This is a genomic window from Pseudomonas sp. FP1740 (assembly GCF_030687165.1).
In the GTDB taxonomy this organism is placed as follows: domain Bacteria; phylum Pseudomonadota; class Gammaproteobacteria; order Pseudomonadales; family Pseudomonadaceae; genus Aquipseudomonas.
Window position 1 is genome coordinate 4,329,674 of the sequence record NZ_CP117461.1, and the last position, 26,536, is coordinate 4,356,209.

The 26,536-nt window shown below is 60.9% G+C and carries 19 protein-coding genes; 6 read left to right on the top strand and 13 right to left on the bottom strand.

The features are described 5' to 3' along the window. Positions 1-18: 18 nt before the first annotated feature. Positions 19-1,011, bottom strand: coding sequence for a diaminopimelate epimerase (locus tag PSH69_RS19390; RefSeq protein WP_305409477.1), 993 nt, complete (start codon positions 1,009-1,011; stop codon positions 19-21). Positions 1,012-1,179: 168 nt separating this feature from the next. Between PSH69_RS19390 and PSH69_RS19395 the strand changes: the two genes are divergently transcribed. Beyond that, on the top strand, positions 1,180-2,331 hold the full coding sequence (locus PSH69_RS19395; protein ID WP_028941192.1) for an MFS transporter: 1,152 nt from the start codon (positions 1,180-1,182) through the stop codon (positions 2,329-2,331). A gap of 41 nt (positions 2,332-2,372) precedes the next feature. Here the strand turns inward: PSH69_RS19395 and PSH69_RS19400 are convergent, their stop codons facing one another. The 3 genes from PSH69_RS19400 to PSH69_RS19410 all read right to left on the bottom strand — a co-directional run bounded on the left by PSH69_RS19400 (position 2,373) and on the right by PSH69_RS19410 (position 6,427). Continuing rightward, the gene (locus tag PSH69_RS19400) at positions 2,373-4,796 is read right to left on the bottom strand and encodes a TonB-dependent receptor (RefSeq protein ID WP_305409478.1); all 2,424 of its coding nucleotides are present in this window, start codon (positions 4,794-4,796) and stop codon (positions 2,373-2,375) included. Between the two features lie 97 nt (positions 4,797-4,893). Then, positions 4,894-5,868: a FecR family protein gene (locus tag PSH69_RS19405; RefSeq protein ID WP_305409479.1), complete on the bottom strand. Its 975-nt coding sequence runs from the start codon at positions 5,866-5,868 to the stop codon at positions 4,894-4,896. 58 nt (positions 5,869-5,926) lie between these two features. Beyond that, positions 5,927-6,427, bottom strand: coding sequence for a sigma-70 family RNA polymerase sigma factor (locus PSH69_RS19410; protein ID WP_305409480.1), 501 nt, complete (start codon positions 6,425-6,427; stop codon positions 5,927-5,929). Positions 6,428-6,597: 170 nt separating this feature from the next. Here PSH69_RS19410 and PSH69_RS19415 point away from each other — a divergent pair, with 170 nt between their 5' ends. Together PSH69_RS19415 and PSH69_RS19420 are read left to right on the top strand one after the other, a co-directional pair. Then, positions 6,598-7,725 (top strand): HlyD family secretion protein, encoded by a 1,128-nt coding sequence (locus tag PSH69_RS19415; RefSeq protein ID WP_305409481.1) that lies wholly within the window; start codon positions 6,598-6,600, stop codon positions 7,723-7,725. Then, positions 7,722-9,314, top strand: a complete 1,593-nt coding sequence (locus PSH69_RS19420) for a DHA2 family efflux MFS transporter permease subunit (protein ID WP_305409482.1) — start codon at positions 7,722-7,724, stop codon at positions 9,312-9,314. The genes PSH69_RS19415 and PSH69_RS19420 overlap by 4 nt, the downstream gene beginning before the upstream one ends. Positions 9,315-9,336: 22 nt before the next feature. Here PSH69_RS19420 and PSH69_RS19425 read toward each other — a convergent pair whose 3' ends face one another. The 3 genes from PSH69_RS19425 to PSH69_RS19435 form a co-directional block, all read right to left on the bottom strand. Then, the gene (locus tag PSH69_RS19425; RefSeq protein ID WP_305409483.1) at positions 9,337-9,777 is read right to left on the bottom strand and encodes a carboxymuconolactone decarboxylase family protein; all 441 of its coding nucleotides are present in this window, start codon (positions 9,775-9,777) and stop codon (positions 9,337-9,339) included. A gap of 159 nt (positions 9,778-9,936) precedes the next feature. Next, complete coding sequence (locus PSH69_RS19430) at positions 9,937-11,385, bottom strand: mechanosensitive ion channel domain-containing protein (RefSeq protein WP_305409484.1); 1,449 nt, start codon at positions 11,383-11,385, stop codon at positions 9,937-9,939. A 136-nt stretch (positions 11,386-11,521) separates the two neighbouring features. After that, on the bottom strand, positions 11,522-12,388 hold the full coding sequence (locus PSH69_RS19435; protein ID WP_305409485.1) for a pirin family protein: 867 nt from the start codon (positions 12,386-12,388) through the stop codon (positions 11,522-11,524). Between the two features lie 243 nt (positions 12,389-12,631). On the opposite strand from PSH69_RS19435, the gene dkgB reads away from it, so the two are divergent. Continuing rightward, positions 12,632-13,435: a 2,5-didehydrogluconate reductase DkgB gene (gene dkgB / locus PSH69_RS19440; protein WP_305409486.1), complete on the top strand. Its 804-nt coding sequence runs from the start codon at positions 12,632-12,634 to the stop codon at positions 13,433-13,435. 3 nt (positions 13,436-13,438) lie between these two features. Here the strand turns inward: dkgB and PSH69_RS19445 are convergent, their stop codons facing one another. The 6 genes from PSH69_RS19445 to PSH69_RS19470 form a co-directional block, all read right to left on the bottom strand. After that, the gene (locus PSH69_RS19445) at positions 13,439-16,681 is read right to left on the bottom strand and encodes a transporter substrate-binding domain-containing protein (protein ID WP_305409487.1); all 3,243 of its coding nucleotides are present in this window, start codon (positions 16,679-16,681) and stop codon (positions 13,439-13,441) included. Further along, a complete protein-coding gene (locus PSH69_RS19450; RefSeq protein ID WP_064619022.1) occupies positions 16,682-17,302 on the bottom strand; it encodes a response regulator transcription factor in 621 nt (206 codons plus the stop codon). Positions 17,303-17,444: 142 nt separating this feature from the next. After that, positions 17,445-17,822, bottom strand: a complete 378-nt coding sequence (locus PSH69_RS19455) for a response regulator (protein WP_305409488.1) — start codon at positions 17,820-17,822, stop codon at positions 17,445-17,447. Between the two features lie 125 nt (positions 17,823-17,947). Next, complete coding sequence (gene mgtA, locus PSH69_RS19460; protein ID WP_305409489.1) at positions 17,948-20,665, bottom strand: magnesium-translocating P-type ATPase; 2,718 nt, start codon at positions 20,663-20,665, stop codon at positions 17,948-17,950. A gap of 436 nt (positions 20,666-21,101) precedes the next feature. Next, entirely contained in the window at positions 21,102-22,439 is a 1,338-nt protein-coding gene (locus tag PSH69_RS19465) for a lysine N(6)-hydroxylase/L-ornithine N(5)-oxygenase family protein (protein ID WP_305409490.1), read from the bottom strand. A gap of 130 nt (positions 22,440-22,569) precedes the next feature. Beyond that, entirely contained in the window at positions 22,570-23,052 is a 483-nt protein-coding gene (locus tag PSH69_RS19470) for a sigma-70 family RNA polymerase sigma factor (protein WP_305409491.1), read from the bottom strand. A gap of 333 nt (positions 23,053-23,385) precedes the next feature. Here PSH69_RS19470 and PSH69_RS19475 point away from each other — a divergent pair, with 333 nt between their 5' ends. Together PSH69_RS19475 and PSH69_RS19480 are read left to right on the top strand one after the other, a co-directional pair. After that, positions 23,386-24,558, top strand: coding sequence for an efflux RND transporter periplasmic adaptor subunit (locus tag PSH69_RS19475; RefSeq protein ID WP_305409492.1), 1,173 nt, complete (start codon positions 23,386-23,388; stop codon positions 24,556-24,558). Beyond that, complete coding sequence (locus tag PSH69_RS19480; protein WP_305409493.1) at positions 24,559-26,532, top strand: MacB family efflux pump subunit; 1,974 nt, start codon at positions 24,559-24,561, stop codon at positions 26,530-26,532. Positions 26,533-26,536 lie beyond the last annotated feature (4 nt).

A 26,536-nucleotide genomic window follows, 5' to 3' on the forward strand; every position in this document is an offset into this window, starting at 1 on the left:
GCGATGACGGTCTCAGAATCACCCCATCAACCGCGCCGTCCCAAACAACCTGACCCGACTCAATTCGCCCTCCCGTTCTTCCAGCAGAATCGGCGCCGTGCCGCCGGGCATGACCACTTTCACTTCCCCCGCCGCCACCCAACCCACTCGCCACGCCGCGCACGCCACCGCACTGGCGCTGGTGCCCGACGACGCGGTCGGCCCTTCGCCACGCTCGAACACCCGCGCAACGATTCGCCCTTCGGACTCAAGCATCGCCCATTGCAGGTTCACCCCGGCCGCACATGGCTGCCCTGCTCCCGTCGGCGTGGCGTAAGCGATGCGGGTCAACCCTCCAGACAACTCTGGCTCACGCATTTGCGCGTTGCTCGGCAACGCATCGGCGCCTGTCACTAACGTCACACAATGGGGATTACCGATGCGCACGAACTGGCTGCGGTTCCAGGCAGGGTCTAGCGTCGATATTGGCCGCACATGGCTGACATCGCGCCCGTTCAACAGCACGGTTTCGACCCCTTGCGCACCCACCGCTTCAGGCCCGAACGAAGGCCGCCCCAAGTCCAGCCAGAACCCTTGCACGCCATCGATTTCGGCGGGTTTCACCGAAGTCGCCACTGGCGAGAGCGCATCGCGCTTGTCGTGATGAACCCTCAACAGGCAAGCCTCCTCCCTCGACATCAGCCCTTGTTCACTCAGGGCTTGGGAAAAAATCGTCAGGCCATTGCCACTGCGCTCGGCCAGGCTGCCGTCGGTGTTGACGATCAGCAGGTCAAACGGCGGCGAAGATTGAAACGGCCCCACCAGCAAGCCATCGCAACGATGCGCCTTGCTGCCGGGCGGTTGTGTCCCGGGAGCCCAGCCGCAGAATGCCTCGATGGCTGACACGGCCCAGGTCTCACGGGTTTGCGCGGCGTGACTGGCCTGTTCAGGCAGGTCGATACCGCTACCGCGCAGGGCGTCAGGCGCCACCACCGCGTAGATATTGCCTCGAGCATCGTACATCCGCGTCATGGCGCCCCCCTATGAACAATTGATGCGTCGACAATATCGCGAAACAACGGCTGGCTGTGCAAGGATGTCACTCTGCGTGACTGCTGCCCCCGCCTGAACGTGGTGATCGAACCCTTTGCGGTTGTTCACTGTCCTTTGGGGACGCGACGTTTTTTGCCAAGGATCGATATGACCAACCTCAACACCCAAGCCGCCTTCATCCCCGGACGTCTGGAGCAGATGTCCACGCGCATCGCCTTCTTCATCGCCGGTTTCGGCATCGCGGCCTGGGCGCCGCTGGTGCCTTATGCCAAGGCGCGGGCCGGGCTGGATGAAGGCACCCTCGGGCTGTTGCTGTTGTGCCTGGGCGTGGGATCGATTCTGGCGATGCCCATGGCCGGGATTCTGGCGACGCGTTTCGGCTGCCGCCGGGTGTTGAGCGGCGGCACCTTGTTGATCTGCGCGGCGCTGCCGCTGTTGGCGACGGTGTCTTCGATTCCGGCGTTGATCGCGGCGTTGTTCATGTTCGGCGCCGGCCTGGGCACGGTGGATTCGACGGTGAACCTGCAAGCGGTGATCGTCGAGCGGGCCAGCGGCAAGACCATGATGTCGGGGTTTCATGGGCTGTTCAGCCTCGGCGGCATCGTCGGCGCAGCGGGTGTCAGCGGCCTGCTCGGTCTGGGTTTTTCGCCGCTGGGGGCGATGTGCGTGGTGATCGTGGTGCTGGTGCTGGCATTGCTTAAAGCCGCGCCGCACCTGTTGCCTTACGGCAGTGAAAGCTCCGGCCCGGCATTTGCCGTGCCCCATGGCATCGTGCTGTTTATTGGCGGGATGTGCTTCATCGTGTTCCTGGCCGAAGGCGCGGCACTCGACTGGAGCGCGGTGTTCCTGGCGCAGGAACGCGGGATCGACACCGCGTATGCCGGGCTGGGTTATGCGGCATTTGCGCTGACCATGACGCTCGGGCGCTTGACCGGCGACAGGATTGTCCGGCGCCTTGGTTATACGCGAGTGATTGTGTTCGGTGGGCTGACGGCCGCGACGGGCCTGGCGCTGGCGACGTTCGCACCGGCGTGGGAAGCGGCGCTGGTGGGTTATGCGTTGCTGGGGGCTGGCTGCTCGAACATTGTGCCGGTGCTCTATACCGCAGTCGGCAAACAGACCGTCATGCCCGAAAGCATTGCCGTGCCGGCCATTACCACATTGGGCTATGCGGGGATTCTCGCCGGGCCGGCGGTGATCGGCTTTATCGCCCATGGCAGCAGTTTGAGTTTTGCCTTTGGGTTGATGGCGATGTTGCTGGTGGCGGTGGCGATTGGCGGCAGGGTATTGAAGGTTTAAAAGCATCGCGGGCAAGCCCGCGATGAAGTTAACTCGGTCGATCAGAACCCGACGCTGGCCTGCACAAAGAACGTGCGTGGCGCGCCGACGTACATCCCCGAGTTGTTGTCGCTGGAACGGGTGAAATACTGCTTGTCGAAGATATTTTTCACCCCGACGCCGACTTTCAGGTTCGACAGTTGCGAACCGAAATCATAACCGCCGCGCACGTTCCAGGTCACGTAACCCGGAATATTGCCGTACTGACCGTCTGCGGAACCTTCGGTGATGTAGTTGCCGCTGAAGCTGCCATCGGCATTCACTCCGGTCCCCGGTGAACGCTGCCTGGACTGGGCAAAGGCATCGAGGTTGTAGGTCCAGCGGTTGATATCGTAACGCAGCCCGGCGGTGGCCACCTGACGCGAGTAGAACGGCAGATCACGGCCCTTGAAGCCCGGGATCTCGCCTTCGTAGGTGGCGCGGGTGTAGGTAAAACCGGCATTGGCGGTCAGGCCGTCGAGCATCGGGTTGAGCGCCGACAGGTCGTAATGCACCGACGCTTCAAGGCCCTGGTGCTTGGTGGCGCCGAGGTTGGTCCAGCCTACGTCGTTGCTGATGTATTGCAGTTCGTCATCGAAGTCGATGTAGAACAGCGTCACTTCCCCGCCCCACATGTCATCGTTGTAGCGTGTACCGATCTCGTAGGTCTTGGCCTTTTCCGGGCTCAAGCCATTGGCGGTGTTGTCACCCGAACCACCCTGGCCGAGCTGGAAATATTGCAGGCTGCCGAACGAGGTTTCGTAGTTGGCGAACAGCTTCCAGGCCTCGGACAGGTGATACATCACGCTCAGGGCCGGCAGCGGCTCGTTGCTGTCGATGCTGCGGCGTTTTTCCTGCACAGGTTTGCCGGCGGTGTCGAGCACCGGTCTGTCGTGCCATTCGGTGCTGATGCTTTCAAAACGGATGCCGGGGGTCACGGTCCAGTTGCCGACGTCGATCTTGTCATCAAGGTAAACGGCGTGGGCTTCGGTGCCGCCGGTGCGGTCCTGAAACACATGGCCATCGGAAGTTTTGCTGACCACCGGCTGATTGTTCACCAGTGCCAGACGGCTCGACTCTTCGTGCATGCCTTCTTTGAGGTAGCGATAACCGACGCTGGCTTCCTGCGTGGTCGGGCCCAGGTCGAACACATGGGACACCCGCGGTTCGATGCCGAAGGTGTAGTAAGTGCGTGGATAAGAGCTGAGGGTTTTCTGGTCGCGCGCGGCGATGGTGCTGCCACGGAAGCTGTCGGAATAGTAGGTCAGCACTTCGGCCTGAGTATGGTCGTCGATCTGCCGCGCCCACTTGAACGACACGTCCTTGCGGCGGCCGCTGAAGTTGTCATGGTCGCGGTCGGACTGGAACGGATCGGCGTCGTACTGCTTCTGCGTCAGGCCGCCGGGCATGTCGGCACTGGCGTCGTAGTAATGGAAATTGAGGCTGAAATCGTCCTGATCGGTGGGCGCCCAGTGAGTCTTGAGGATCACGTCGTCGATGTCATTGCCGTTGTTGCTTTTGCGATAACCGTTGCCGTTCACCCCGGAATACAACAGCGCCATGCCCATGCCGTTATCGGCGGTGCCACCGAGAAACGCGGTGTCGATGTGTTTCCAGCCACCGCGCTGGGTGGTTTCCAGGGTGGTGCCGATTTCACCGGTGGCTTTCTCCGGGATCGCGCGGGTGACGAAGTTGATCACGCCACCGACGTTCTGCGGCCCATAACGCACCGAACCGGCACCGCGCACCACGTCGATGCTGTCGAGGTTGCCGGAGGAAATCGGCGCCATGGACAGTTGCGGTTGGCCATAAGGTGCGAAGGCGGCCGGCACGCCGTCGATCAGCACGGTGGAGCGTGGCGACAGGCGCGAGGTCAGGCCGCGCACACCGACGTTCAGGGAAATGTCGCTGCCGCCGGTGCCATTGGCGTCCTGCACTTGCACACCGGGCACGCGCTTCAATACGTCGCCGACGTTCATGGCGCCCTGCTCGACCATCGCTTCACGGCGGATCACCGTGCGCGCGCCCGGATGGTTTTGCACCACGGCGGCATCGGCGTCACCGAGCCAGTCGCCGACCACCTTGATGTCGGTCACACCCAGTTCCAGCGGGCCATTTGAGGCGGAAGTCGGGGCCGGCATCAGCGTGACCGAACCTTCATCGATCTGGTATTGCAGACCGCTGCCTTGCAGCAATTGGCGCAAGGCCTGTTCCGGCGAGAGGTTACCGTCCACTGCCGGAGCCTGTTTGCCGGCCACCAGTTCCGGGCTGAAAAAAACCTGCAACGAGGTTTGCTGGCCCAGCTGACTCAAGGCCTGGCCCAGTGGCTGAGCCTGAATATGAATGGCATCGGCAGCAAACGCCTGAGGCAGCGCCGAGCTGACCGCCAGGGCAAGCGCGAGGGGCAGCCAGGATGATTTGTTATTTTTAGCGGTGGTTTTCTTCACGTCGAACGTTGTCCTGTGGATCGCAAGAGTGTGCGTCTGTTAATGCAAACCAGTTGCAGTTGGACAAGAAGACGAAGAACTCGAAAAAAACCTGAATCTATCGGGCAATTATTTCCTGGTTGCCGTCATCGAGGGTGCGGATGGTCACCGGCAGAATGCTCGGCAAGGCCTTGAGCAGCGCATCGGTGTTGTCGGATTTGAACACGCTGGTCAGGCGCAGGTTGCCCACGCTGGCGCTGCCGACTGTCAGTGGTTTCTCCCGATAACGCGACACTTCTTCGGCCACTTCGCCGAGGCTGGCGTTGTTGAACACCAGTTTGCCGCTGCGCCATGCAGTCAGTTCCGCAGGGTTGACCGCATAGGCGGCGGCCACCTTGCCCTGGGCATTGATGCGAGTGCCGAAGCCGGCGGTGAGGCTGACGAAATCATCGCCGCCCCCTTGAACCCTGACCGTGCCCTGCTCCACCGCGACCCTTGTTTCGGCGCTGTCGCGGCGTACATCGAACCGGGTGCCGGTGACCGTGACCTTGCCGCTGCCCGCCTCGACCACGAACGGTCGACTGCTGTCGTGCTCGACGCTGAACATCGCCTCGCCTTGCATCAACTCGATGCCGCGACGGTCCTTTTCATAGCGCACCTGCACCCGGCTGCGGCTGTTCAGATCAATCACCGAACCGTCCGGCAACGCCACATGACGACGCTCGCCAAGGGCTGTGGAATATTCAGCCGTGTAGGTCGCCGGAGGGTTCAAGCCGCTGAACAGCCCCAGGCCGAGCGCCACCGCCAACACGCTGGCGGCCACCGCGTAACGCACCAGCGGGCGATGTTTGCTGCGGGCCGGCGGCGTCTCACACAAGGCGTGCAAACGCTTGGCCGACACCAGATCGACCGCCACCCACAAGTTCTGCAGTATCTGATATTCGTTGCGATGCTGAGGGTGTTCGTCCAGCCAGATCTCGAAGCGGCGCTGCTCTTCGGCGCTGACAGCAGGTTCCTGCAAACGCACAAACCACCGCGCCGCGTCGTCGCGAACCGTTGTTTGCCCGCACGCACAATCACGAATATCCATCATGGAAAGTCCTGCCTGGCTGGGGATGAGAAGTCGGCGATCTGTTCGGGACGACGCAACATCATGGCTGTGACCCGTCCAGACGATCACGCAGATGCCGCAGGGTGCGGATCATATACTTTTCCACCATATTCCTGGACAGCCCCAGGCGCTCGGCGATTTCGGCCTGGGTCAGGCCTTCGATCTTCTGCCAGACGAACACCTTGCGGCAGTTGAGCGGCAACTCGGCGAGCGCCCGCTCGATGGAATCCGCCAACTGGATCGCGTGCATGAAATGCTCCGGGTCGCCGGACGACGACACACTGTGATCGATCGCCTCCGACTCCATGGCGCCCCGCCGATCCTCACGCCGATAACCGTCCACCGCAATGTTGCGCGCAGTCTGGTGCAAATACGCCCGAGGTTGCTGCACCGCCGCCGAATCGGACTCGAGCACCCGCACGAAAGTGTCATGGGCCAGGTCCTCGGCCTGTTGACGATTTCTCAGGCGACGGGTCCAGGTGCCGATCAACTCTTCGTAATGCTCGAAAAAGCCAGGTCTGCGGGGCAGCTTGGGGGTCATTGCAGCGTGCTGTAGGGATGAGGTGAGAATAGTAATGCTTCCTATTAACCGGAAGCAATGGATTCCACTTGGGAGCACCAGACGACTGGTAGCAAAAACCCATTGTCACGAAATATTACCTGCGTCATATTACATCCATAATAACGCCTCGTTTCCCACAGGTATTCTCCATGACCAGCATGCCCAGCCTTGAACCCGACCTTGCTGTCGCAGTGAACCCACCCAAGCCTCCCCTGCTGAAACGGCTGGTGCTGCTGACCACAGCCATCGCAGCCCTGGTGTTTATCGGGCTGTACGCGAACCATTGGTGGACTGCCGGGCGCTTCATCGAAGAAACCGACGATGCCTACATTGGTGGCGACGTCACGGTGATCGGCCCGAAAGTCGCCGGCTATATCGAAGAAGTGCTGGTGACCGACAACCAGAAGGTCAAGGCCGGCGATGTGCTGATCCGGATCGACGCCCGTGACTATCGCGCCAACCTGGCCAAGGCTGAAGGCGCGGTGGCCGCTGAAGAAGCGTTGCTCGCCAACCTCGACGCCACCGAACAACTGCAACACGCGGTGATCGGCCAGGCCCGCGCCGGTATCGATGCTGCGGGCGCCGAAACCGCGCGCTCGCGGGACGACAATGCCCGCTACAAACGCCTGGTGGGCAGCAATGCCGTCTCGGTGGAAAGCGCGCAACGGGCCGACGCCACCTTCAAGACGGCCCAGGCGCAAAGTGCCCGGGCCCAGGCCGAACTGCTGGCCGCGCAACGCCAGTTGAACGTGATCGAAACCCAGAAACAACAAGCCCGTGCCGCATTGGTACAGGCGCGGGCCGAGCGTGATCTGGCGCAGTTGAACGTCGGCTACACCGAGTTAAAAGCCCCCGTCGACGGCGTGATCGGCAATCGTCGGGCGCGGGTCGGCGCTTACGCCCAGGCCGGCTCGCAATTGTTGTCGTTGGTGCCGGCCAGCGGATTGTGGGTCGATGCCAATTTCAAGGAGGATCAGCTAGCGCGGATGACGCCGGGCCAACGTGTGATCGTGCATGCCGACGTGCTCAAGGGGCGTGAGTTCCACGGGCATCTGGACAGCCTGGCGCCGGCCAGCGGGTCGCAGTTCAGCGTGCTGCCACCGGAAAACGCCACCGGTAACTTCACCAAAATCGTCCAGCGGGTGCCGGTGCGGATCCTGCTCGACCCGGCGGATGGCGTACTCGGTCATCTGCGTCCAGGCCTGTCGGTGACGGCCGAAGTGGACACCCGCGCCGAGCCTGAAGCTCAAACCCCAACCGTGGCCAGCGCGCCATGAGCCGCACCCTCGCCGCCCCCGCGCAACCGTTCAACGCCGCCAACATGGCGACGGCGACCAAGGTGTTCGCCTTTGCCACGATGTGCATCGGCATGTTCATTGCGCTGCTGGATATCCAGATCGTCTCGGCGTCACTGCGTGACATCGGCGGCGGGCTCTCGGCGGGCACCGACGAAACTGCCTGGGTGCAGACCAGTTACCTGATCGCCGAAATCATCGTGATTCCGCTGTCGGGCTGGTTGTCCCGGGTGTTCTCGACCCGTTGGCTGTTCTGCGCCTCGGCGATTGGCTTCACCCTGGCCAGCCTGCTCTGCGGCGTGGCCTGGAACATCCAGAGCATGATCGCCTTCCGCGCCCTGCAAGGGTTTCTCGGTGGCTCGATGATTCCGCTGGTGTTCACCACCGCCTTCTTTTTCTTCACCGGCAAACAACGGGTGATCGCCGCCGCAACCATCGGCGCCGTGGCCTCGCTGGCACCGACGCTGGGGCCGGTCATCGGTGGCTGGATCACTGACATTTCGTCCTGGCATTGGCTGTTCTACATCAACCTGGTGCCGGGGATTTTCGTCGCGGTGGCAGTGCCGATGCTGGTGAAAATCGACCAGCCGGAATTGTCGCTGCTCAAGGGCGCCGACTACCTGAGCATGCTGTTCATGGCGGTATTTCTCGGTTGCCTGGAATACACCCTCGAAGAAGGCCCGCGCTGGAACTGGTTCAGCGACAGCACGATTCTGACCACCGCGTGGATCAGCGGCCTGGCCGGATTGGCCTTCATCGGTCGAACCTTGTACGTGGCCAACCCGATCGTCGATCTGCGCGCCTTGAAGGACCGCAACTTCGCCCTCGGTTGTTTCTTTTCGTTCGTTACGGGGATCGGCCTGTTCGCGACGATTTACCTGACGCCGCTGTTTCTCGGCCGGGTGCGCGGTTACAGCGCGCTGGACATTGGCCTGGCGGTGTTTTCCACCGGGGTGTTCCAGATTATGGCGATTCCGCTGTACGCCTTTCTGGCCAATCGCATCGACCTGCGCTGGATCATGATGACCGGCCTCGGGCTGTTCGCCCTGTCGATGTGGGACTTCAGCCCGATCACCCACGATTGGGGCGCCAGGGAATTGATACTGCCGCAAGCCTTGCGCGGGATCGCGCAACAACTGGCGGTACCGCCGGCGGTGACCCTGACCCTTGGCGGGTTGGCACCAGCGCGGCTCAAACATGCTTCGGGGTTATTTAACCTGATGCGTAACCTTGGCGGCGCGATGGGCATCGCCGCGTGCGCGACCATCCTCAATGACCGCACCAACCTGCACTTCACCCGGTTGGCGGAGAACCTCAACAGCACTAACGAAGCGATGAATCAGTGGCTGTCCCAGGTCGGCCATAACTTCGCCGCCCTCGGCCAGAGCGGTGACATCGGCGTCACCGCCAGCCTGCATCAACTGTGGCTGCTGACCTACCGCGAAGCGCAGACGCAAACCTACGGCGACGCGTTCCTGATGATCATGGTCTGCTTCATTCTCGCCACGGCGATGGTGCCCCTGATGCGCAAGGTACAACCACCGGCCGCGCCGAGTGCCGATGCTCATTGAGCCTGGCGGCACTTCAAAAAAATCAGGCCTGAGGCATCTTGCGGAAACCCACGGCCAGGCGGTTCCAGCTGTTGATGGTGGAAATCGCCACAGTCAGGTCGACCATTTCCTTGGGGCTGAACTCGGCGCTGAGCAGCGCATAGTCTTCGTCCGGCGCGTGGGTCAGGCTCACTTGGGTCATGGACTCGGTCCAGGCCAGTGCGGCGCGCTCGCGATTGGTGAAAAACGGTGCCTCGCGCCAGGCGGTCACGGCGAACAGCCGGCGTGGCGTTTCCCCGTCCTTCAAGGCATCGGCAGTGTGCATATCGATGCAGAAGGCGCAGCCGTTGATCTGCGAGGCGCGCAGCTTGACCAGTTCGATCAGCGACTTTTCCAGGGGCAGTTTCGAGACAGCGGTTTCCAGGGCCATCATGGCTTTGAAGGCGTCTGGGGAGGCGGTGTAGAAATCGATACGGGTTTGCATGGCGAGCTCCAATCACAATGGGTGTTGGCGCTACGTTAATGCGGCCCCGAGGTTGAACAAATAGCCAATTATTGGGAAGTTGAGGATGCCAATAGACCAGAAGATTTTCAGTGATGGTGCCGACGCCTGCTCGCGAAGGCGCCGGAACAGGCAACCAACCTATGAGTGACTACGATTGCGCAACCACTGCAAAAACCCTTTTTTCTCCACCACCTTGGGTGTTTCCTGAATCAGCGTCTGAGCCTTGTTCAAGCGGAAATCCAGCAACGTCTTCATCGCTTCACCGATGTCATGCCGCGCATCCAGGCATGGTTGGAGGTATTCCCTTTCGATCCGGTACAAGCTGCAGGTCGTCTTGGCTTTAAAGTCCGCCGGCATCGCCATATCGGACAAAATCCCGCCCTCGCCGATCACCTCTCCCGGCCCCATGCGCCCGCTTTCGAACTTGACCCCGCCGCGGCTCAGCTCCACCGACACGACGCCGGATTCAATGATGAACAAATGATCGCTGACCTCCCCCGCCGGCAGGATCATTTCTCCGGCGCGGAAGGTTTGCAGTTTCATGTTCTGGCTGAAGGTTTCTTTCTCTTCCTGACGCAGGGTCGAGAAGATGTTCGAGCTGTCCAGCAACGCCCGCTGCCGTGACAAGGCCGCAGGAGCGTTGGGCTCGACGTTCGACAACAGGATGACGCCGGACGCCTGCAAGTGCCGGAACGCCAGGTCGAACAGCAGATTGCGCACCATGCGTTTCTGATCCATGGAGACCACGAAGCCGCTGATTTCATATTCCACGCCGGTACTGCCGGAGCTTTTCAACGCCACGCACGGTGCCGGCTTGTCCAACAGAAAGCGGCATCCCTGCATGGCCCGCTCCAGGGCATCGATCACCGTTTGCGGACGCGCGTGGGGGCTCACTTGCAAACTGATCGAGACGCCGAAAATATCGCTGGGCCGGCTGAAATTGATGATCTTGGCCTTGGCCGCCAGGGAGTTGGGGATCACCGCCATGCTGCCTTGGGAGGTTTGCAGGCGTGTGGCGCGCCAATCGATGTCGGTAACCCGACCTTCGGTGCCATCGATGGAGATCCAGTCACCCAGTTGATAGGGTTTGGTGGTGTTCAGGACGATCCCGGAAAACACGTCGCTGAGGGTACTTTGCAAGGCCAGGCCGACGACGATCGCCAACGCGCCGGATGTCGCCAGCACGCCCTTGACCGGTAATTCGAGCACGTACGCCAGGGCAGCAATGACCGCGATCAGGAAAATCACCGCGCCGAGCAAGTCCTGCAACAAGCGCCCGGTGTGCCCGACCCGTTGCATCATCACCGCGCCGAGCAATACTGTCAGGGTGCGCGCTGCGTATAGCCACCAGCCAATCTGCAAACCGGTTGCCGCCAGGTGCAACGGCACATTGTCGGCCCAGGGCGCCGGCGCCATGGGGTTCAAGCCTTCGTTGAACAGCAGCACGCTGAACAACGCGAAAATCACCACCCGCGCGGCCAGTTGCCAGTTGCTGCTACTGGCCGTGATCAAACGCCACAACACCAGATCGATCAGGATCAGGATCAGCGCGCTAAGCAACGGGTGATTGGTGAGCAGTGACAGCATCAAGCAACTCCAACAATGGCCAATGGCGTGAAGATCTCACAGATTGTAGGAGCTGGCGAAGCCTGCGATCTGCAAAACACCACAAAACCAATGTGGGAGATACCAGGTTGCAGAGCAACCCACTACTGCGTCGTATTCAACCGCTCATCCGGCCGAACCGGCCCGACTGGAAGTCGCTGAAGGCCTGATGGATTTCCTGCTCGGTGTTCATTACAAACGGGCCGTGGCCGACGATGGGCTCGTCGATCGGCTCGCCGCTGAGCAACAGCACGACTGCATCGTTGTCGGCTTCGAGGCTGAGCTGATCACCGTTGCGTTCGAACAATGCCAACTGCCCGTCACGCACCAGTTCCTGACCATTGACCTGAACCGTACCGCGCAGCACCACCAGTGCGGTGTTGCGTCCTTCATGCAGGTCCAGGGTCAGTAACTTGCCGGCGTTCAAGCGCACATCCCACACGTCGATCGGCGTGAAGGTCCGCGCCGGGCCTTTGTGACCGTCGAACTCACCGGCAATCAAGCGCAGGCTGCCAGCATTGTTTTTCAGCGGGATACGCGCAATGTCGCCGTCGAGAATCGTCTGGTAACCGGGCTCGGCCATCTTGTCCCTGGCCGGCAAGTTGACCCACAACTGCACCATTTCCAGGGTGCCGCCGGTTTTGGCGAAACCTTCGGAGTGAAACTCCTCATGAATGATCCCCGAGGCCGCGGTCATCCATTGCACATCGCCGGGGCCGATCTTGCCGCCGCTGCCGGTGGAGTCACGGTGCTCCAGTTCGCCCTCGTAGACGATCGTCACGGTCTCGAACCCGCGGTGCGGATGCTGACCCACGCCACGACGCTCGATGGTCGGAGTGAATTCGGCGGGACCTGCGTGATCCAGCAGCAGGAACGGGCTGATGTGTTTGCCCAGGTTGTCGTAGGAAAACAGCGTGCGAACCGGAAAACCGTCGCCGACCCAATGAGGTCGTGGACTGGTGTAGATACCGATGATGTTTTTCATCTTTGCCTCTGAATCTGTTGTGTGACGCGATGGATAAAGCTTAAAACCATGACCTTTGGCGCACTAGACTGCAAAAAACAGCCTCATCGTTCTATCTGGAGAACGATGGAGGAAGATTTTTTGATCTTCCAACAGCCCATTCATGACTTGCGGTAAACAGTGCTTTGCCAAACCAGCGGTTTTTCTCAAGGGTGCAGCCGGGGATACTCCCGCCCATTCCCACTGCACCCCCTGGAGTCATTGATGTCTATTCCCGCATTCGGCCTTGGTACGTTTCGCCTGCAAGGCCAAGTGGTCATCGATTCGGTAAGCACCGGTCTTGAGCTGGGTTACCGGGTCATCGACACCGCGCAAATCTACGAAAACGAAGCCGAGGTCGGCCAGGCCATCGCTGCCAGCGGCATTGCCCGCGAAGAGTTGTTCATCACCAGCAAAATCTGGGTCGCCAACTTTGCCAAAGACCGGTTGATCGACAGCCTCAAAGAGAGCCTGGATAAGCTGCAAACCGACTATCTGGACCTGACCCTGATCCACTGGCCATCGCCGGAAGATCAGGTGCCGGTCGAAGAGTTCATGGGGGCGCTGCTCGAAGCCAAACGACTGGGCCTGACCCGTCGGATCGGCGTGTCCAACTTCACGGTCGACCTGATGAAGCAAGCCATCGCTGCGGTCGGCGCCGAGAACATCGCCACCAACCAGATCGAGCTGCACCCGTACCTGCAAAACCGCAAGGTCGTCGAATTTGCGCAAAGCCAGGGCATTCAGATCACCTCTTACATGACCCTGGCCTATGGCGAAGTGCTGAAAGATCCGCTCATCCAGCAGATCGCCGATCGCCTGCAGGCGACACCGGCCCAAGTCACCCTGGCCTGGGCCATGCAACTGGGGTACGCGGTGATCCCCTCTTCCACCAAACGCACCAACCTGCAAAGCAATCTGCACGCCTGCACCCTGACCCTGAGCGACGCCGACATGGCGCTGATCGCAGGCCTGGATCGCGGCCAGCGGCTGACCAGCCCCAACGGCATTGCGCCGCAGTGGGATTGAGTTTCAGCCCTGACTCAAATCTTGGCTCAAGCGTTCATCCAGCGATGACATCGCGCGCTGCAATTGATCGACGGCATCGTCGAGCAGCGCCGAATCCCCCACATCGATGACCCGCTCCAGTTGCTCGCAATGCTCGATCAAACGCACCGCCCTGACCATGCGCGCACCGCCCTTGATGCGGTGCGCCAGGTCGCGCAGCACACAGTGATTGCCATTGGCGTGCGCCTGGAGCAGATCATCCCGATCCACCCGGTTGGTCACCGTCAGTTCGCGCACCAGACGATCAATCAACGTGCGGTCCGCACCGACGTATTGCTCCAGGCCACTGAGGTCCATCTCCGGCGTTGAGGGTTCTGCGTCAGGTTCTGGTGCCTGGTTCAAAAACCTGGAGGCCAACCAAGTGTTCAGATCCGCCAGCAGGATCGGTTTGAACAGGCAGTCGTCCATGCCCGCCTCCAGGCATCGGGCCTTCTCCTCGGGCTGCGCATTGGCGGTACAGCCCAGAATCAATGTAGGTGGCAATCCCTTGGCACACTCTTCATCGCGGATTGCACCCGCCAGTTCATAACCGCTGAGCCTGGGCATATTGCAGTCGGTAACCACCAGATCGAACTCATGTTTGCGCCACAGCTTAAGCGCCCGTGCGCCCTCTTCGGCCTCCAGAACATGATGCCCAAGGTGGCTCAGTTGCCGTGAAAGCAACAGTCGATTAGGCGGGTGATCGTCAACCACCAGAATCGTCAGTGGCCGCGTTGGCGCCTGCAATCCGCTCTCCACGGCCTCAATGGAAGGCAACGACGGCAATGCGATCAGCTCAAGATTGATGTCGACCTGCGTGCCTTGTCCAAGGACGCTGTCGAGTTGCAACCGCCCGCCCATCATTTCGCACAGCGTGCGGCTGATCACCAACCCCAGGCCAGAGCCGCTTCGGGCTGACTGTCGGCCGTTATCGGCCTGGATGAACGGGCTGAACAACCGTTGTCGGTCGACGGTGCTGATGCCTATGCCGGTGTCTTCAATCTGCACGCTGACCGCCAGATGTCCTGACATGACGGCCGCCACTCGCAGCGTCAGGCTCACTTCACCCTCATGGGTGAACTTGATGGCGTTGCTCAGCAGATTGGACAGCACCTGTTTGAAGCGGGTGGGATCGATCAACACATCACAGTCACTGTGTTCGTCCAGATCGATTCGCCACGCCAGTTCTTTCTGCCGTGCAAGGCCTTCAAAAACCCGACACACCGATTCCACCAGCCCCCGCAGATTGGCGCGCTCAGGGGTCAGGGATAAATGCCCTGACTCGATACGCGCGATATCCAGGATGTCACCGATCAGCGCCAGCAATTGTTGTGCGGCACTGGACGCCACCTCAATGGCGCTACGGTCGGTGACGCCCTCGTCCGCACGCTTCAAGGCCAGTTCGAGCATGCCGATCAGGGCGTACAACGGTGTGCGTAGCTCGTGACTCATGGTCGCCAGAAAAGTGGTTTTGGCGCCATTGGCATCCTCCGCCTCAGCCTTGGCGTCCTGCAATTGCCGCAACCATTGCTGGCGCTGGCGGATCTGCCGACGCTGCCAGGCGATCCAGCCCAAGGCGAGCAACAGCAAGGCTCCCGCCACGGCAAACGCTTGAACAATGCCTTGGCGATGACGCAACCAATAGCTGTCATCCACCACCACGTCATTGCTCCAGCGGGCCACCAGATCGTCCATCTCCTGGGGCGAGATGCTCAGCAATGCCTTGTTCAGTATCGAGTGCAGCTCCAGCGCATCACTTCCGGTCGCCAGAGCGATGCGTGCCGGTTCATCGCCCACGGTACTGCTGATGCGCAGACGCCCGCTGTAATACCGGGCAATCAGGTAGCGGGTCATGAACAATGAACTGAGCGCGGCATCGGCTTCCCCCTTCATGACCATTTCCAGGCCTTGGGCCGGGCTTTGCACATCCAGCATCCGCACCTGCGGTGCCCTGGCAAGAATGAATGCGCGCATGGGATGACTGTGATAAATCGCCAGGCGTTTGCCGGCCAGATCGTCCAGCGTTCTCGGGCTGCCGGGGGTGACTGCACTGACCAGCGTGTATGGATTGGTGACGTAAGGGCTGGTAAAACGCAGTCCGGCCACACCTTCAGTCGTGGGGATGAGCGCCGGCAATATGTCGATCTCGCCAGCCTTGAGTCGCTGGATCTGCTCGTCCAGGGATTGGCCCCGCTGCACGTCAAAGTTCAAACCGCTACGCTGGCTGATCAGCGTCAACAATTGCGCGGTCAACCCGCTGAATCGCCTTTCGGCGTCATAGAAAGTCAAAGGCGCAAAGTCCCCGACCACTCCGACGCTCACCGTCGGATGCTGATCCCGCCAGTGCTGTTCGCTGGCGCTCAGACTCACCCGCTGCAGACCCAGTCGATTGGCGCGGCCGGCACTCCATCGTTGCTCGATGGCAGAGCGTTGCTCCATCGGGATCGCCGCCAGTGCCTGGTCGACGATGTTTTTCAGGCGCGTATTGTCCCGCGCCAATGCGAAACCGAACGGGTTGGCGTCAAGGCCGGATGGCCCCATCAACTGAACGTTATTGTGGTAGTTGTTGTTGATCAGGTAATTGGCACTGATAAGGTCCCCGAGATACACATCAGCCTGCCTGTATGCCACGGCTCCGAGTGCATCGAGCGCCGATGGGTAACGTTGCAGATCAGCCTTGGGATAGAAGGCTTTGACGGTCTGCTCCGGCAGATAGTCGGCGACCATGGCAATGCGTTTACCCGCCAGATCCTCGGGCATGCGCTCGTCCAGTCTGGTGACCAGCATCGGCTGATCTTCGGCATAGGCGCTGGTTCGATTCAGTTCGGGATCGGCGGCCTCGAAGCTGTTGGAGGTTCCCAGCAGATCCAGGTCTTTGCGTTTGAGTGCCTCCATCGCCGACTCGCGTGTGCCGTAGCGCAGCACCTCGACGTTGACGTGCAGCAGTTGCGCAAGCAGCTCGACGTAATCGGCGGTAATGCCCTCCAGCTCATCGTGATTGCGCGTCAATTCGAAGGGCGGGTAGTCCGGCCCCGTTACTCCGACGCGCAACACCCGTTTGCTGACCAGCCAATTGCGGTCATCCATGCCCAGCTGGACGGCATAGCCATCCACCGTGGAGCGCCCCAGCAGGCGCAATGACTTAGGCTCGTCGGCTACCGCGACCAGGGCCTGCGATGCAAGACATAGGATCAACACCCACAGGAAGATGCGCACGGTCGGGTTCATTCAGATCAGATGATTGCGCTTGGCGAAATCGCGCAGGTGTACCGCAGCGTTCACGCCCAGTTTTTCGATCAAGCGGGTCTTGTAGGTGCTGACGGTTTTGTGACTCAGGTGCGTAAGCTCGGCGATGGCCTTGTTACTCATACCCTGGGCCAAATACCGCAGGATTGTCAGTTCGCGGTTGGAAAGTTTATCGATCATCTCTTTTTCGCTGCGTTGCCGGGGGTCCTGCGATCCCGCAGGCAACCGCGCGAAAAAGGTGTAACCGGCCATGACGGCGTGCACGGCTTTTTGCAATTGTTGCAAGGAGCGGGTCTTGGCGACATAAGCCATGGCCCGGGCGCGCATGCAACGCTCTTGAAAAAAAAGCGGATCCAGGGAAGTGAAAACCAGTACCAGACATAGCCAACCATTGGCCCTGATCCGGTCCAGCAGCTCCAGCCCATCGCCACCGGGCATAACCAGATCCAGTATCACCAGATCGACTGCATGCTCACGAAGTATCGATAAGGCCTCGCCAACACTGGACGCCTCAAAAATGAGTTTGAAGCCTTCCCGCTCCAGTACAAGTGTGACTGCGGCACGTACCACCGGATGATCGTCCACAATCAGCGCTTTCTTCATGGCAATTCCTTTGCAAAAACTCAACGATTACCCGCCGGTAACCGCCGGGATAGACGCAGCGGCTGCGCAATGACTGTTGCACGGAAAGCAGGAGAAATGTACCTATCAGAAATGATAGTACCGACGAACGGTAACCCTGAACTCAACCAATTCGTCGTCGACTCCGCTCGTGATCCAGAAGCGGCGCAGCTTCATATACAGACAGATCGATGCGCGCCATCAGCCGTCGGATGGCTGCCAAATCCGGCAGCGCCGCGTGGTCGTCATAGATCAAGGCGTGGCGAACCTGATGGTTATCGCGGAAGAACCCGGACAGATCCAATGCCCCTGCCGCCAGTGAGGCATTGATGACCACCAGGTCGAACGGCTCGCATCCGTACTCGACCAGATTCAGCATGTCGGCAAGACTTTGCACCGGCGCCACTCGGTAATAACCGAGCTGGTTGAACAGCCGCTCGGTTTTCAGCCGGTGAAAATGCTGTTCGTCGGCGATCAGGATGCGTAAGGCTTTATTTAGCAAAACAGGTCCCTTGGGGGTGCAGATTCGTGGGGAAGCAGGCTACGGAAGACCTGTCGTACTTTCTGTAGGACTTTTCCTAAAGTTGAGTGCCTCTCTTAAAAATCAGGCCCGAGGAGCTGACAGCATTACTGCCAGCCAAACCGCCGAATGTAGAAGCCTTTCACCGCCTGGGTCAGTGCCATGTACGCCAGCAGAATCACCGGCAGGAACACAAAATACAGCGACGGCAGCGCCTGCAGTTTGAAGTAATGCGCCAGCGGCCCCATCGGCAGGAAAATCCCCACGGCCATGATGATGCCCGTCATCACCAGCAGCGGCATGGCGGCGCGGCTTTGCAGGAACGGGACCTTCGGCGTGCGGATCATGTGCACGATCAGCGTCTGGGTCAGCAGCCCGACCACGAACCAGCCGGACTGGAACAGGGTCTGGTGGTCCGGGGTGTTGGCATCGAACACGTACCACATCAACGCAAAGGTGCTGATGTCGAAGATCGAGCTGATCGGGCCGAAGAACAGCATGAAACGTCCGACGTCCGCTGGCTGCCAGCGTTGGGGCTGTTTCAGCATGTCTTCATCGACGTTATCGAACGGGATGGCGATCTGCGAAATGTCGTAGAGCAGGTTCTGCACCAGCAGGTGCATCGGCAGCATGGGCAGGAAAGGAATGAACGCACTGGCCACCAGCACCGAAAACACGTTGCCGAAGTTCGAGCTGGCGGTCATTTTGATGTACTTGAGCATGTTGGCGAAGGTCCTGCGCCCTTCCAGCACGCCCTCCTCCAGCACCATCAGGCTCTTTTCCAGAAGGATGATGTCCGCCGCTTCCTTGGCGATGTCCACCGCGCTGTCCACCGAAATACCGATGTCGGCAGTGCGCAGGGCTGGCGCATCGTTGATGCCGTCGCCCATGAAGCCGACCACGTGACCGTTTCCCTTGAGCAGGCGGACGATGCGTTCCTTGTGCGACGGCGTGAGTTTGGCGAAGACGTTGGTGGTCTCCACCGCCACCGCCAGCTCGGCGTCGCTCATGCGTTCGATGTCGTTGCCCATCAGCAGGCCTTGCTGCTCCAGCCCGACTTCACGGCAGATTTTCGCGGTCACCAGTTCGTTGTCGCCGGTCAGCACTTTCACCGCCACACCGTGTGCGGCCAGGGCCTTGAGTGCCGGCGCGGTGCTTTCCTTCGGTGGATCGAGGAAAGCCACATAACCGATCAGCGTCAGCGCCTGTTCATCGGCCAGGCTGTAAGTGTCGCGGCCCTCGATCATTGGCCGCGCCGCCACCGCCACCACCCGCAGGCCTTCGGCATTGAAGGTGGCGGTGACCTGGCGAATCCGTGCCAGCAATTCATCGCTCAGCGCCTCGTCGGCATCGCCGTGGCGCACCCGGGTGCACACCGCCAGCACTTCTTCCACCGCGCCTTTGCAGATCAGCAGATGCGGCTGATCACGCTCGGCCACCACCACCGACATGCGCCGACGGGTGAAGTCGAACGGAATCTCGTCGACCTTGCGAAACGCCGTGCCGACTTTCAGTTCACGGTGGATCTCCACGTGCTCCAGCACCGCCACGTCCAGCAGGTTTTTCAGGCCAGTCTGGTAGTAGCTGTTGAGGTAGGCCATTTCCAGCACGTCATCGGAATCGTTACCCCAGACATCGACGTTGCGCGCGAGGAAGATTTTGTCCTGGGTCAGCGTGCCGGTCTTGTCGGTGCAGAGCACGTCCATGGCGCCGAAGTTCTGGATCGCATCGAGGCGTTTGACGATGACTTTTTTGCGCGACAGGAACACCGCGCCTTTTGCCAGCGTCGAGGTGACAATCATCGGCAGCATTTCCGGGGTCAGGCCCACAGCGATCGACAGCGCGAACAGCAACGCTTCGCTCCAGTCACCCTTGGTGAAACCGTTGATGAACAACACCAGTGGCGCCATGACGAACATGAAGCGGATCAGCAACCAGCTGACCTTGTTGACCCCGGTCTGGAACGAAGTCGGCGCACGATCGGTGGCACCGACCCGCTGCGCCAGCGCGCCGAAATAGGTGTTGTTGCCAGTGGTGAGAATCAGCGCCATGGCCGTGCCGGACACCACGTTGGTGCCCATGAACAGGATGTTGTCGAGGTCCAGCGGGTTGTGGGTGTGGTTGTCCTGCTGACGTGGGAATTTTTCCACCGGCATCGATTCACCGGTCATCGCGGCCTGGCTGACGAACAGGTCCTTGGCGTTGAGCACTCGGCAATCGGCAGGAATCATGTCACCGGCCGAGAGCACGATCAGGTCGCCCGGCACCAGTTGCTTGATCGGCAATTCGAGGCGTTGCGCACCGTTGTTCGCCACCTCCCGACGCATCACCGTGGCGGTGTTGCTGACCATCGCCTTGAGCGCGTCGGCGGCCTGGTTGGATTTGGTTTCCTGCCAGAAACGCAGCAAGGTCGAGAGCACCACCATCGAGAAAATCACGATGGCGGCTTTCATGTCTTCGGTCAGCCAGGAGATCACCGCCAGCAAGGTCAGCAGCAGGTTGAACGGGTTTTTGTAGCAGTGCCACAGGTGCGTCCACCACGGCAGCGGTTGCTCGTGCTCGACTTCATTGAGGCCATGTTGCTCGCGCCGGGTATCGGCTTCGGCTTCACTCAGGCCGTCGGTGTGGCTGCCGAGGTTTTCCAGCAATTGATCGGTGCCGCTGTTGGCAGCGGCGACCAGGGTTTGCGCGAGCGTCGGCGGGACTTCACGGCTGACCGTGGTGTCGGTGAAGCTTTCCAGCAGCGCCAGTCGACGGAAGTGCCGGGCGATGTGGCGGTTACGCAGGAATCCGGCGAAGAATTCTTTCAGCCAGGTCAGGTTCATGGCAGTGCCCCCCAGGGTCAGCCGGGAAACCGTCGAGCAGGCGTGTCGAGGCGCTGCGATGACGACACGGGGTCGAACATCACACGCTGTTCAGCGTCGATGAGAGGACGTCGGGAGTCGGGCCAAAACCGGCCACGATCGGGATGCCGCTGCTCGCTTTACGGCGAGACAACGGCACAAAAAGGCTGCGCGTTATCTTGCCGGGAAAATGCCGGTTACCGAGACCGGCCGACAACTGTCACTCGAACAAGTACCCACTGTGGGTCTCCGCTAATTGATGAAAACGCGCGAAGCTTACGCCGCGATATCTAGAGAGTAAACGCTGCGCAGGGGTGTTGCGGGGGGAATCGCGGGGTTCTTCAGGAAGGGTTCAGCTTTCAAGCGAGGATCGTTCCCACGCTCTGCGTGGGAACGATCAACACAACCGCAACAAATCTCAGCTGGCAGTGGCCAACAACAAGTCCCTCACCGACCGGCCATGCCCACGGGATTTGCCATGCTCATATAACGAGCCGGCAATTTCATCGGCGCGGATCGGCAGGATCGACAGCAAGGTGTCGCTCAAGCCGTGGCTGGCCTGGCAGAAGCCCTGCATATAGATGCCGGCCTTGCAACGCTCGTCGGTGATCAGCCTGTAGTTGCGATCGACCTCAAAATCGCCGAGGTATTGCTCCAGCGGCGCCAACAGTTTGCGGTGCATCTGCCGCTCGTAACCGGTGGCCAGCACCACGGCGTCGTAGCGGTGAACCGTGACTTCGCCGGTGGCGTTGTTGCGCATCACCAGCTCGATACCGCGTTCGGTGGCGGTGGCTTTTTCGATAGTGGTCAGGGTGCAGAACGCATGGCGCGCGATGCCCGAGACTTTCTGCCGGTAGAAGATCCCGTAGATGCGTTCGATCAGGTCGATGTCCACCACCGAATAGTTGGTGTTGTGGTACTCGTTGACCAGACGCTCGCGTTCACTGCTGGCCTGCTGGAACACCAGGTCGGTGAACTCCGGCGAGAACACTTCGTTGACGAAGGGGCTGTCATCGGCAGGTTTCAGGGCCGAGCCGCGCAGGATCATGTCCACCTGCACCGACGGGAAGCTGTCGTTGAGGTCGATGAAGGCCTCCGCCGCGCTCTGTCCGCCGCCGATGATCGCGATGTTCATCGGTTGGTTGTTCACGCACGGTTGCCTGGCCATGCGCTCCAGGTACTGGGAATGGTGGAACACCCGACCGTCATCCTTCAGTGCCTTGAACGCTTCGGGAATGCGCGGTGTACCGCCGGCGCTGACCACCACCGAACGGGTGGTGCGCACATGCTGCAAACCCTGAGTATCACGCGAGATCACCCGCAGCGCCTCGACCTGCTGGTTGTGCAGCACCGGCTCGATGGTCAGCACTTCCTCGCCGTAGCGGCTCTGCCCGGTAAATTGCCCGGCGACCCAGCGCAGGTAGTCGTTGTACTCCATGCGGCACGGATAGAAGGTGCCGAGGTTGATGAAGTCCACCAGACGACCGTGATGCTTGAGGTAGTTGACGAAGGAATACGGACTGGTCGGGTTGCGCAGGGTCACCAGGTCCTTGAGAAAAGAAATCTGCAGTTCGCTCTGGGTGACCAGGGTGTTGCCGTGCCAGCGGTAGTCCGCCTGCTTGTCGAGAAACAGCACATCCAGCTCACCCTGGCTCGGCCCGCGCTCTTGCAGGGCGATGGCCAGGGCCAGGTTCGAAGGGCCGAAACCAACGCCGATCAGGTCGTGAACGATGGGCGATGCAATTGCCTGTGTCATTTCCAGTGTCCTCTGGATAAACCCCGCAGCTGCGGGGATAAAGCCTGGGTGACCTGACCGGCCTTTGGCGGCAGCAGATCGTCTGTTGAATAGGAACGAGGACAATGAAAAAAAATTTAATGAGGCTGACTCAAGCGACGTCCCACTGGCGCATGCGCATGCGGCAATGCTTCATGGCGTTGACGATGTGCTTTTCCACCAGCGCTTTGGAAATACCCAGGTGCTCGGCGATTTGCGGGTGGGACAGGCCTTCGATCTTGCGCAGCAGGAAACTCTCGCGACACAGCCGTGGCAATTCCGCCAGCGCGCGCTGGAGCATGTCCAGGCGCTGACCATGATCGAGGCTGTTGTGGGGCGATGGGGTGAAGTAGCGCTCTTCGCTGTCGAGCACCTCCAGGGGTTCGACCTGACGCAAGACATTGCGACGGTGATCGTCGATCACCAGGTTGAGCGCGGTGCGATAAAGGAACGCCCGGGGTTGTTCGATCGGCGTGTCGCTGGAACGCTCCAGTACCCGCAGATACGCGTCATGCACCACATCTTCGGCCACCTGGCGGTTGCCTAGCCTGGCGTTCAGGAAACACACCAGCTCGCGATAGTAGTTTTCCAACATGACTCCCGGCCGCACGGGGTGCGGTTTCTATCCTTGAACCAGATCCGCTACCGCCCAAATAGGCAGTGGCACGATGATGGCGATTTCGAGTGTGTAATTTATAGTAATTCTCATATAGATTTAAAGCGCTGTTTCTATTTGCCTGCTAAATAGTGCTGTCCTATGCCTTTGACTTTGTCTGTCACTCAAAGCCTCAACGCTTAAATTCCCCGCCCCTTCCCTCGTCTACAGGACAGCTCCCCGTGGCTGTCGGTCGTCCGACAGCGTTCAGCTGTCGGCAGATATTGCGCGTCCACTGAACGACGGGCCGAATCCCATTGGCCGGAACCCTGCATGAAACGTCCCCGTCACACCCGACGCGCCCTGCTTGTAGCCCTTTGTCTGATCCCCGTTATCGCCGTCGCGGCCTGGCAGGTTTTGCCGCCCGGTCGTGATCGGTTCGCCACGGTCCAGGTCGCGCGCGGCGACATCGAAAGCAGCGTCACGGCGCTGGGAACCCTGCAACCGAGGCGGTATGTCGATGTCGGCGCCCAGGCCTCCGGGCAGATCCACAAGATCCATGTGGAGGTCGGTGACGTGGTCAAGGAAGGCCAGTTGCTGGTGGAAATCGATCCCTCCACCCAACAGGCCAAACTCGACGCCGGGCGTTTTTCCATCGACAACCTCAAGGCGCAGCTGCAGGAGCAGCGGGCACAGCACGACCTGGCCCGGCAGAAATATCAGCGTCAACAGAACCTCGCCGCCGGCGGCGCGACACGGGACGAAGACGTGCAAACGGCCCAAGCCGAACTGCGCACCACCCAGGCGCGCATCGACATGTTCGAGGCGCAGATCCGCCAGGCCCAGGCCAACCTGCGCAGCGATCAGGCCGAACTCGGCTATACGCGCATTTACGCACCGATGAGCGGAACGGTCGTGGCCCTCGATGCCCGCGAAGGCCAGACCCTCAACGCGCAGCAACAAACGCCGCTGATCCTGCGCATCGCCAAACTGTCGCCGATGACGGTCTGGGCCGAGGTCTCGGAGGCTGACATCGGCCACGTCAAACCTGGCATGAGCGCCTGGTTCACCACGCTCAGCGGCGGCAACCGGCGCTGGAGCAGCACGGTGCGGCAGATTTTGCCGATACCGCCCAAACCGCTGGACCAGGCCAGCCAGGGCGGTGGCAGCCCGGCCAGTTCCAATAAAAGCGGCACGGGTCGCGTGGTGCTGTACACGGTGCTGCTGGACGTCGACAACGCCGACAACGCATTGATGGCGGAAATGACCACCCAAGTATTTTTCGTCTCCCATCAGGCAAAAAACGTCCTGACCGCGCCGATCGCGGCCTTGCAGGATGGCCCGCTGGCCGACCGTCAAACGGCTCGGGTGGTCGCTCAAAACGGTGAAATCGAACAACGGTCTGTGCGCACCGGCATCAGCGATCGCCTGAAGGTGCAGATCCTCGACGGACTGGCCGAAGGCGATCACCTGTTGATCGGCCCCGCCGACGGCAGCGGAGGTTGAATGCAAACGCCTCTGATCGACCTGCAAGACATTCGTAAATCCTACGGTGGCGGCGACGCGCCTGAAGTTCACGTCTTGCGCGGCATCGACCTGTCGATCCACGCCGGGGAGTTCGTAGCGATCGTCGGCGCTTCCGGCTCCGGCAAATCGACGCTGATGAACATCCTCGGCTGCCTCGACCGGCCAACGTCCGGCGAGTATCGGTTCGCCGGCGAAAACGTCGCGGCACTCGACAGCGATAAACTGGCCTGGCTGCGTCGCGAGGCCTTCGGTTTCGTGTTTCAGGGTTACCACCTGATTCCGTCCGGTTCGGCCCAGGAAAACGTCGAGATGCCGGCGATCTACGCCGGCACCCCAGCGGCCGAACGCCACGCCCGCGCCGCCGCCCTGCTCGACCGTCTCGGCCTGGCATCACGCACCGGCAACCGTCCGCACCAGCTCTCCGGTGGTCAGCAGCAACGGGTGTCCATCGCTCGCGCATTAATGAATGGCGGCCACATCATCCTCGCCGACGAACCCACCGGCGCCCTCGACAGCCACAGCGGCGCCGAGGTCATGGCGCTGCTCGACGAACTGGCGAGCCAGGGCCATGTGGTGATCCTCATCACCCACGACCGCGACGTGGCGGCGCGGGCCAAACGCGTGATCGAAATCCGTGACGGCCTGATCATCAGCGACAGCGCCCGCGACAACCCTGCCGCGCAGGCCTCGGCCAATCCCGGTGCGCTGCAAGCGGTGGATTTGCGCAAGCGGCTGAGCGAAGGCAGCGAGGCCACCGGTGCCTGGAAAGGCGAATTGGTGGATGCCATGCACGCGGCCTGGCGGGTGATGTGGATCAACCGCTTCCGCACCGCCCTGACGCTGCTGGGGATCATCATCGGCGTCGCCTCGGTGGTGGTGATGCTGGCGGTCGGCGAAGGCAGCAAGCGTCAGGTCATGGCGCAGATGGGCGCGTTCGGTTCGAACATCATTTACCTCAGCGGCTCCGCCCCCAACCCGCGCACGCCGCCCGGTATCGTGACCCTGGATGACGTCGCGGCGCTGGCCAGTTTGCCGCAAGTCATGCGAATCATGCCGGTCAACGGCGCCGAAGCCGGGGTGCGCTTCGGCAATCTCGACCATCTGAGCTACGTCGGCGGCAATGACACGAATTTTCCGGCGATCTTCAACTGGCCGGTGGTCGAGGGCAGTTACTTCACCGAGGCCGATGAACGCAACGCCGCGGCGGTCGCGGTGATCGGCCACAAGGTGCGCAGCAAACTGCTCAAGGACGTCGCCAACCCCATCGGCCAATACATCCTGATTGAAAACGTACCCTTTCAGGTCGTCGGTGTGCTCGCGGAAAAAGGCGCCAGTTCCGGCGACTCCGACAGCGACAACCGGATTGCCGTGCCCTACTCGGCCGCCAGTGTCCGGTTGTTCGGCACCCACAACCCCGAATACGTGGCCATTGCCGCGGCCGATGCGCGCAAGGTCAAAGAGACCGAAAAGGCCATCGAGCAGTTGATGCTGCGCCTGCACGACGGCAAACACGATTTCGAACTGACCAACAATGCCGCGATGATTCAGGCCGAGGCGCGCACGCAAAATACGCTGTCGCTGATGCTCGGTTCGATTGCGGCGATCTCGCTGCTGGTGGGCGGCATCGGCGTGATGAACATCATGCTCATGACCGTGCGCGAACGGACCCGCGAGATCGGTATCCGCATGGCCACCGGCGCCCGTCAGCGCGACATATTGCGCCAGTTCCTCACTGAAGCCGTGATGCTCTCGGTGGTCGGCGGGATCGCCGGCATCGCCTTGGCGCTAATCGTCGGCGGCGTATTGGTGCTCAGCAAAGTCGCGGTGGCCTTTTCCCTGGCGGCGGTCATCGGCGCCTTCGCCTGCGCACTGATCACCGGCGTTGTCTTCGGCTTCATGCCGGCCCGCAAAGCAGCCCGGCTCGACCCGGTCACGGCCCTTACCAGTGAATGATCGA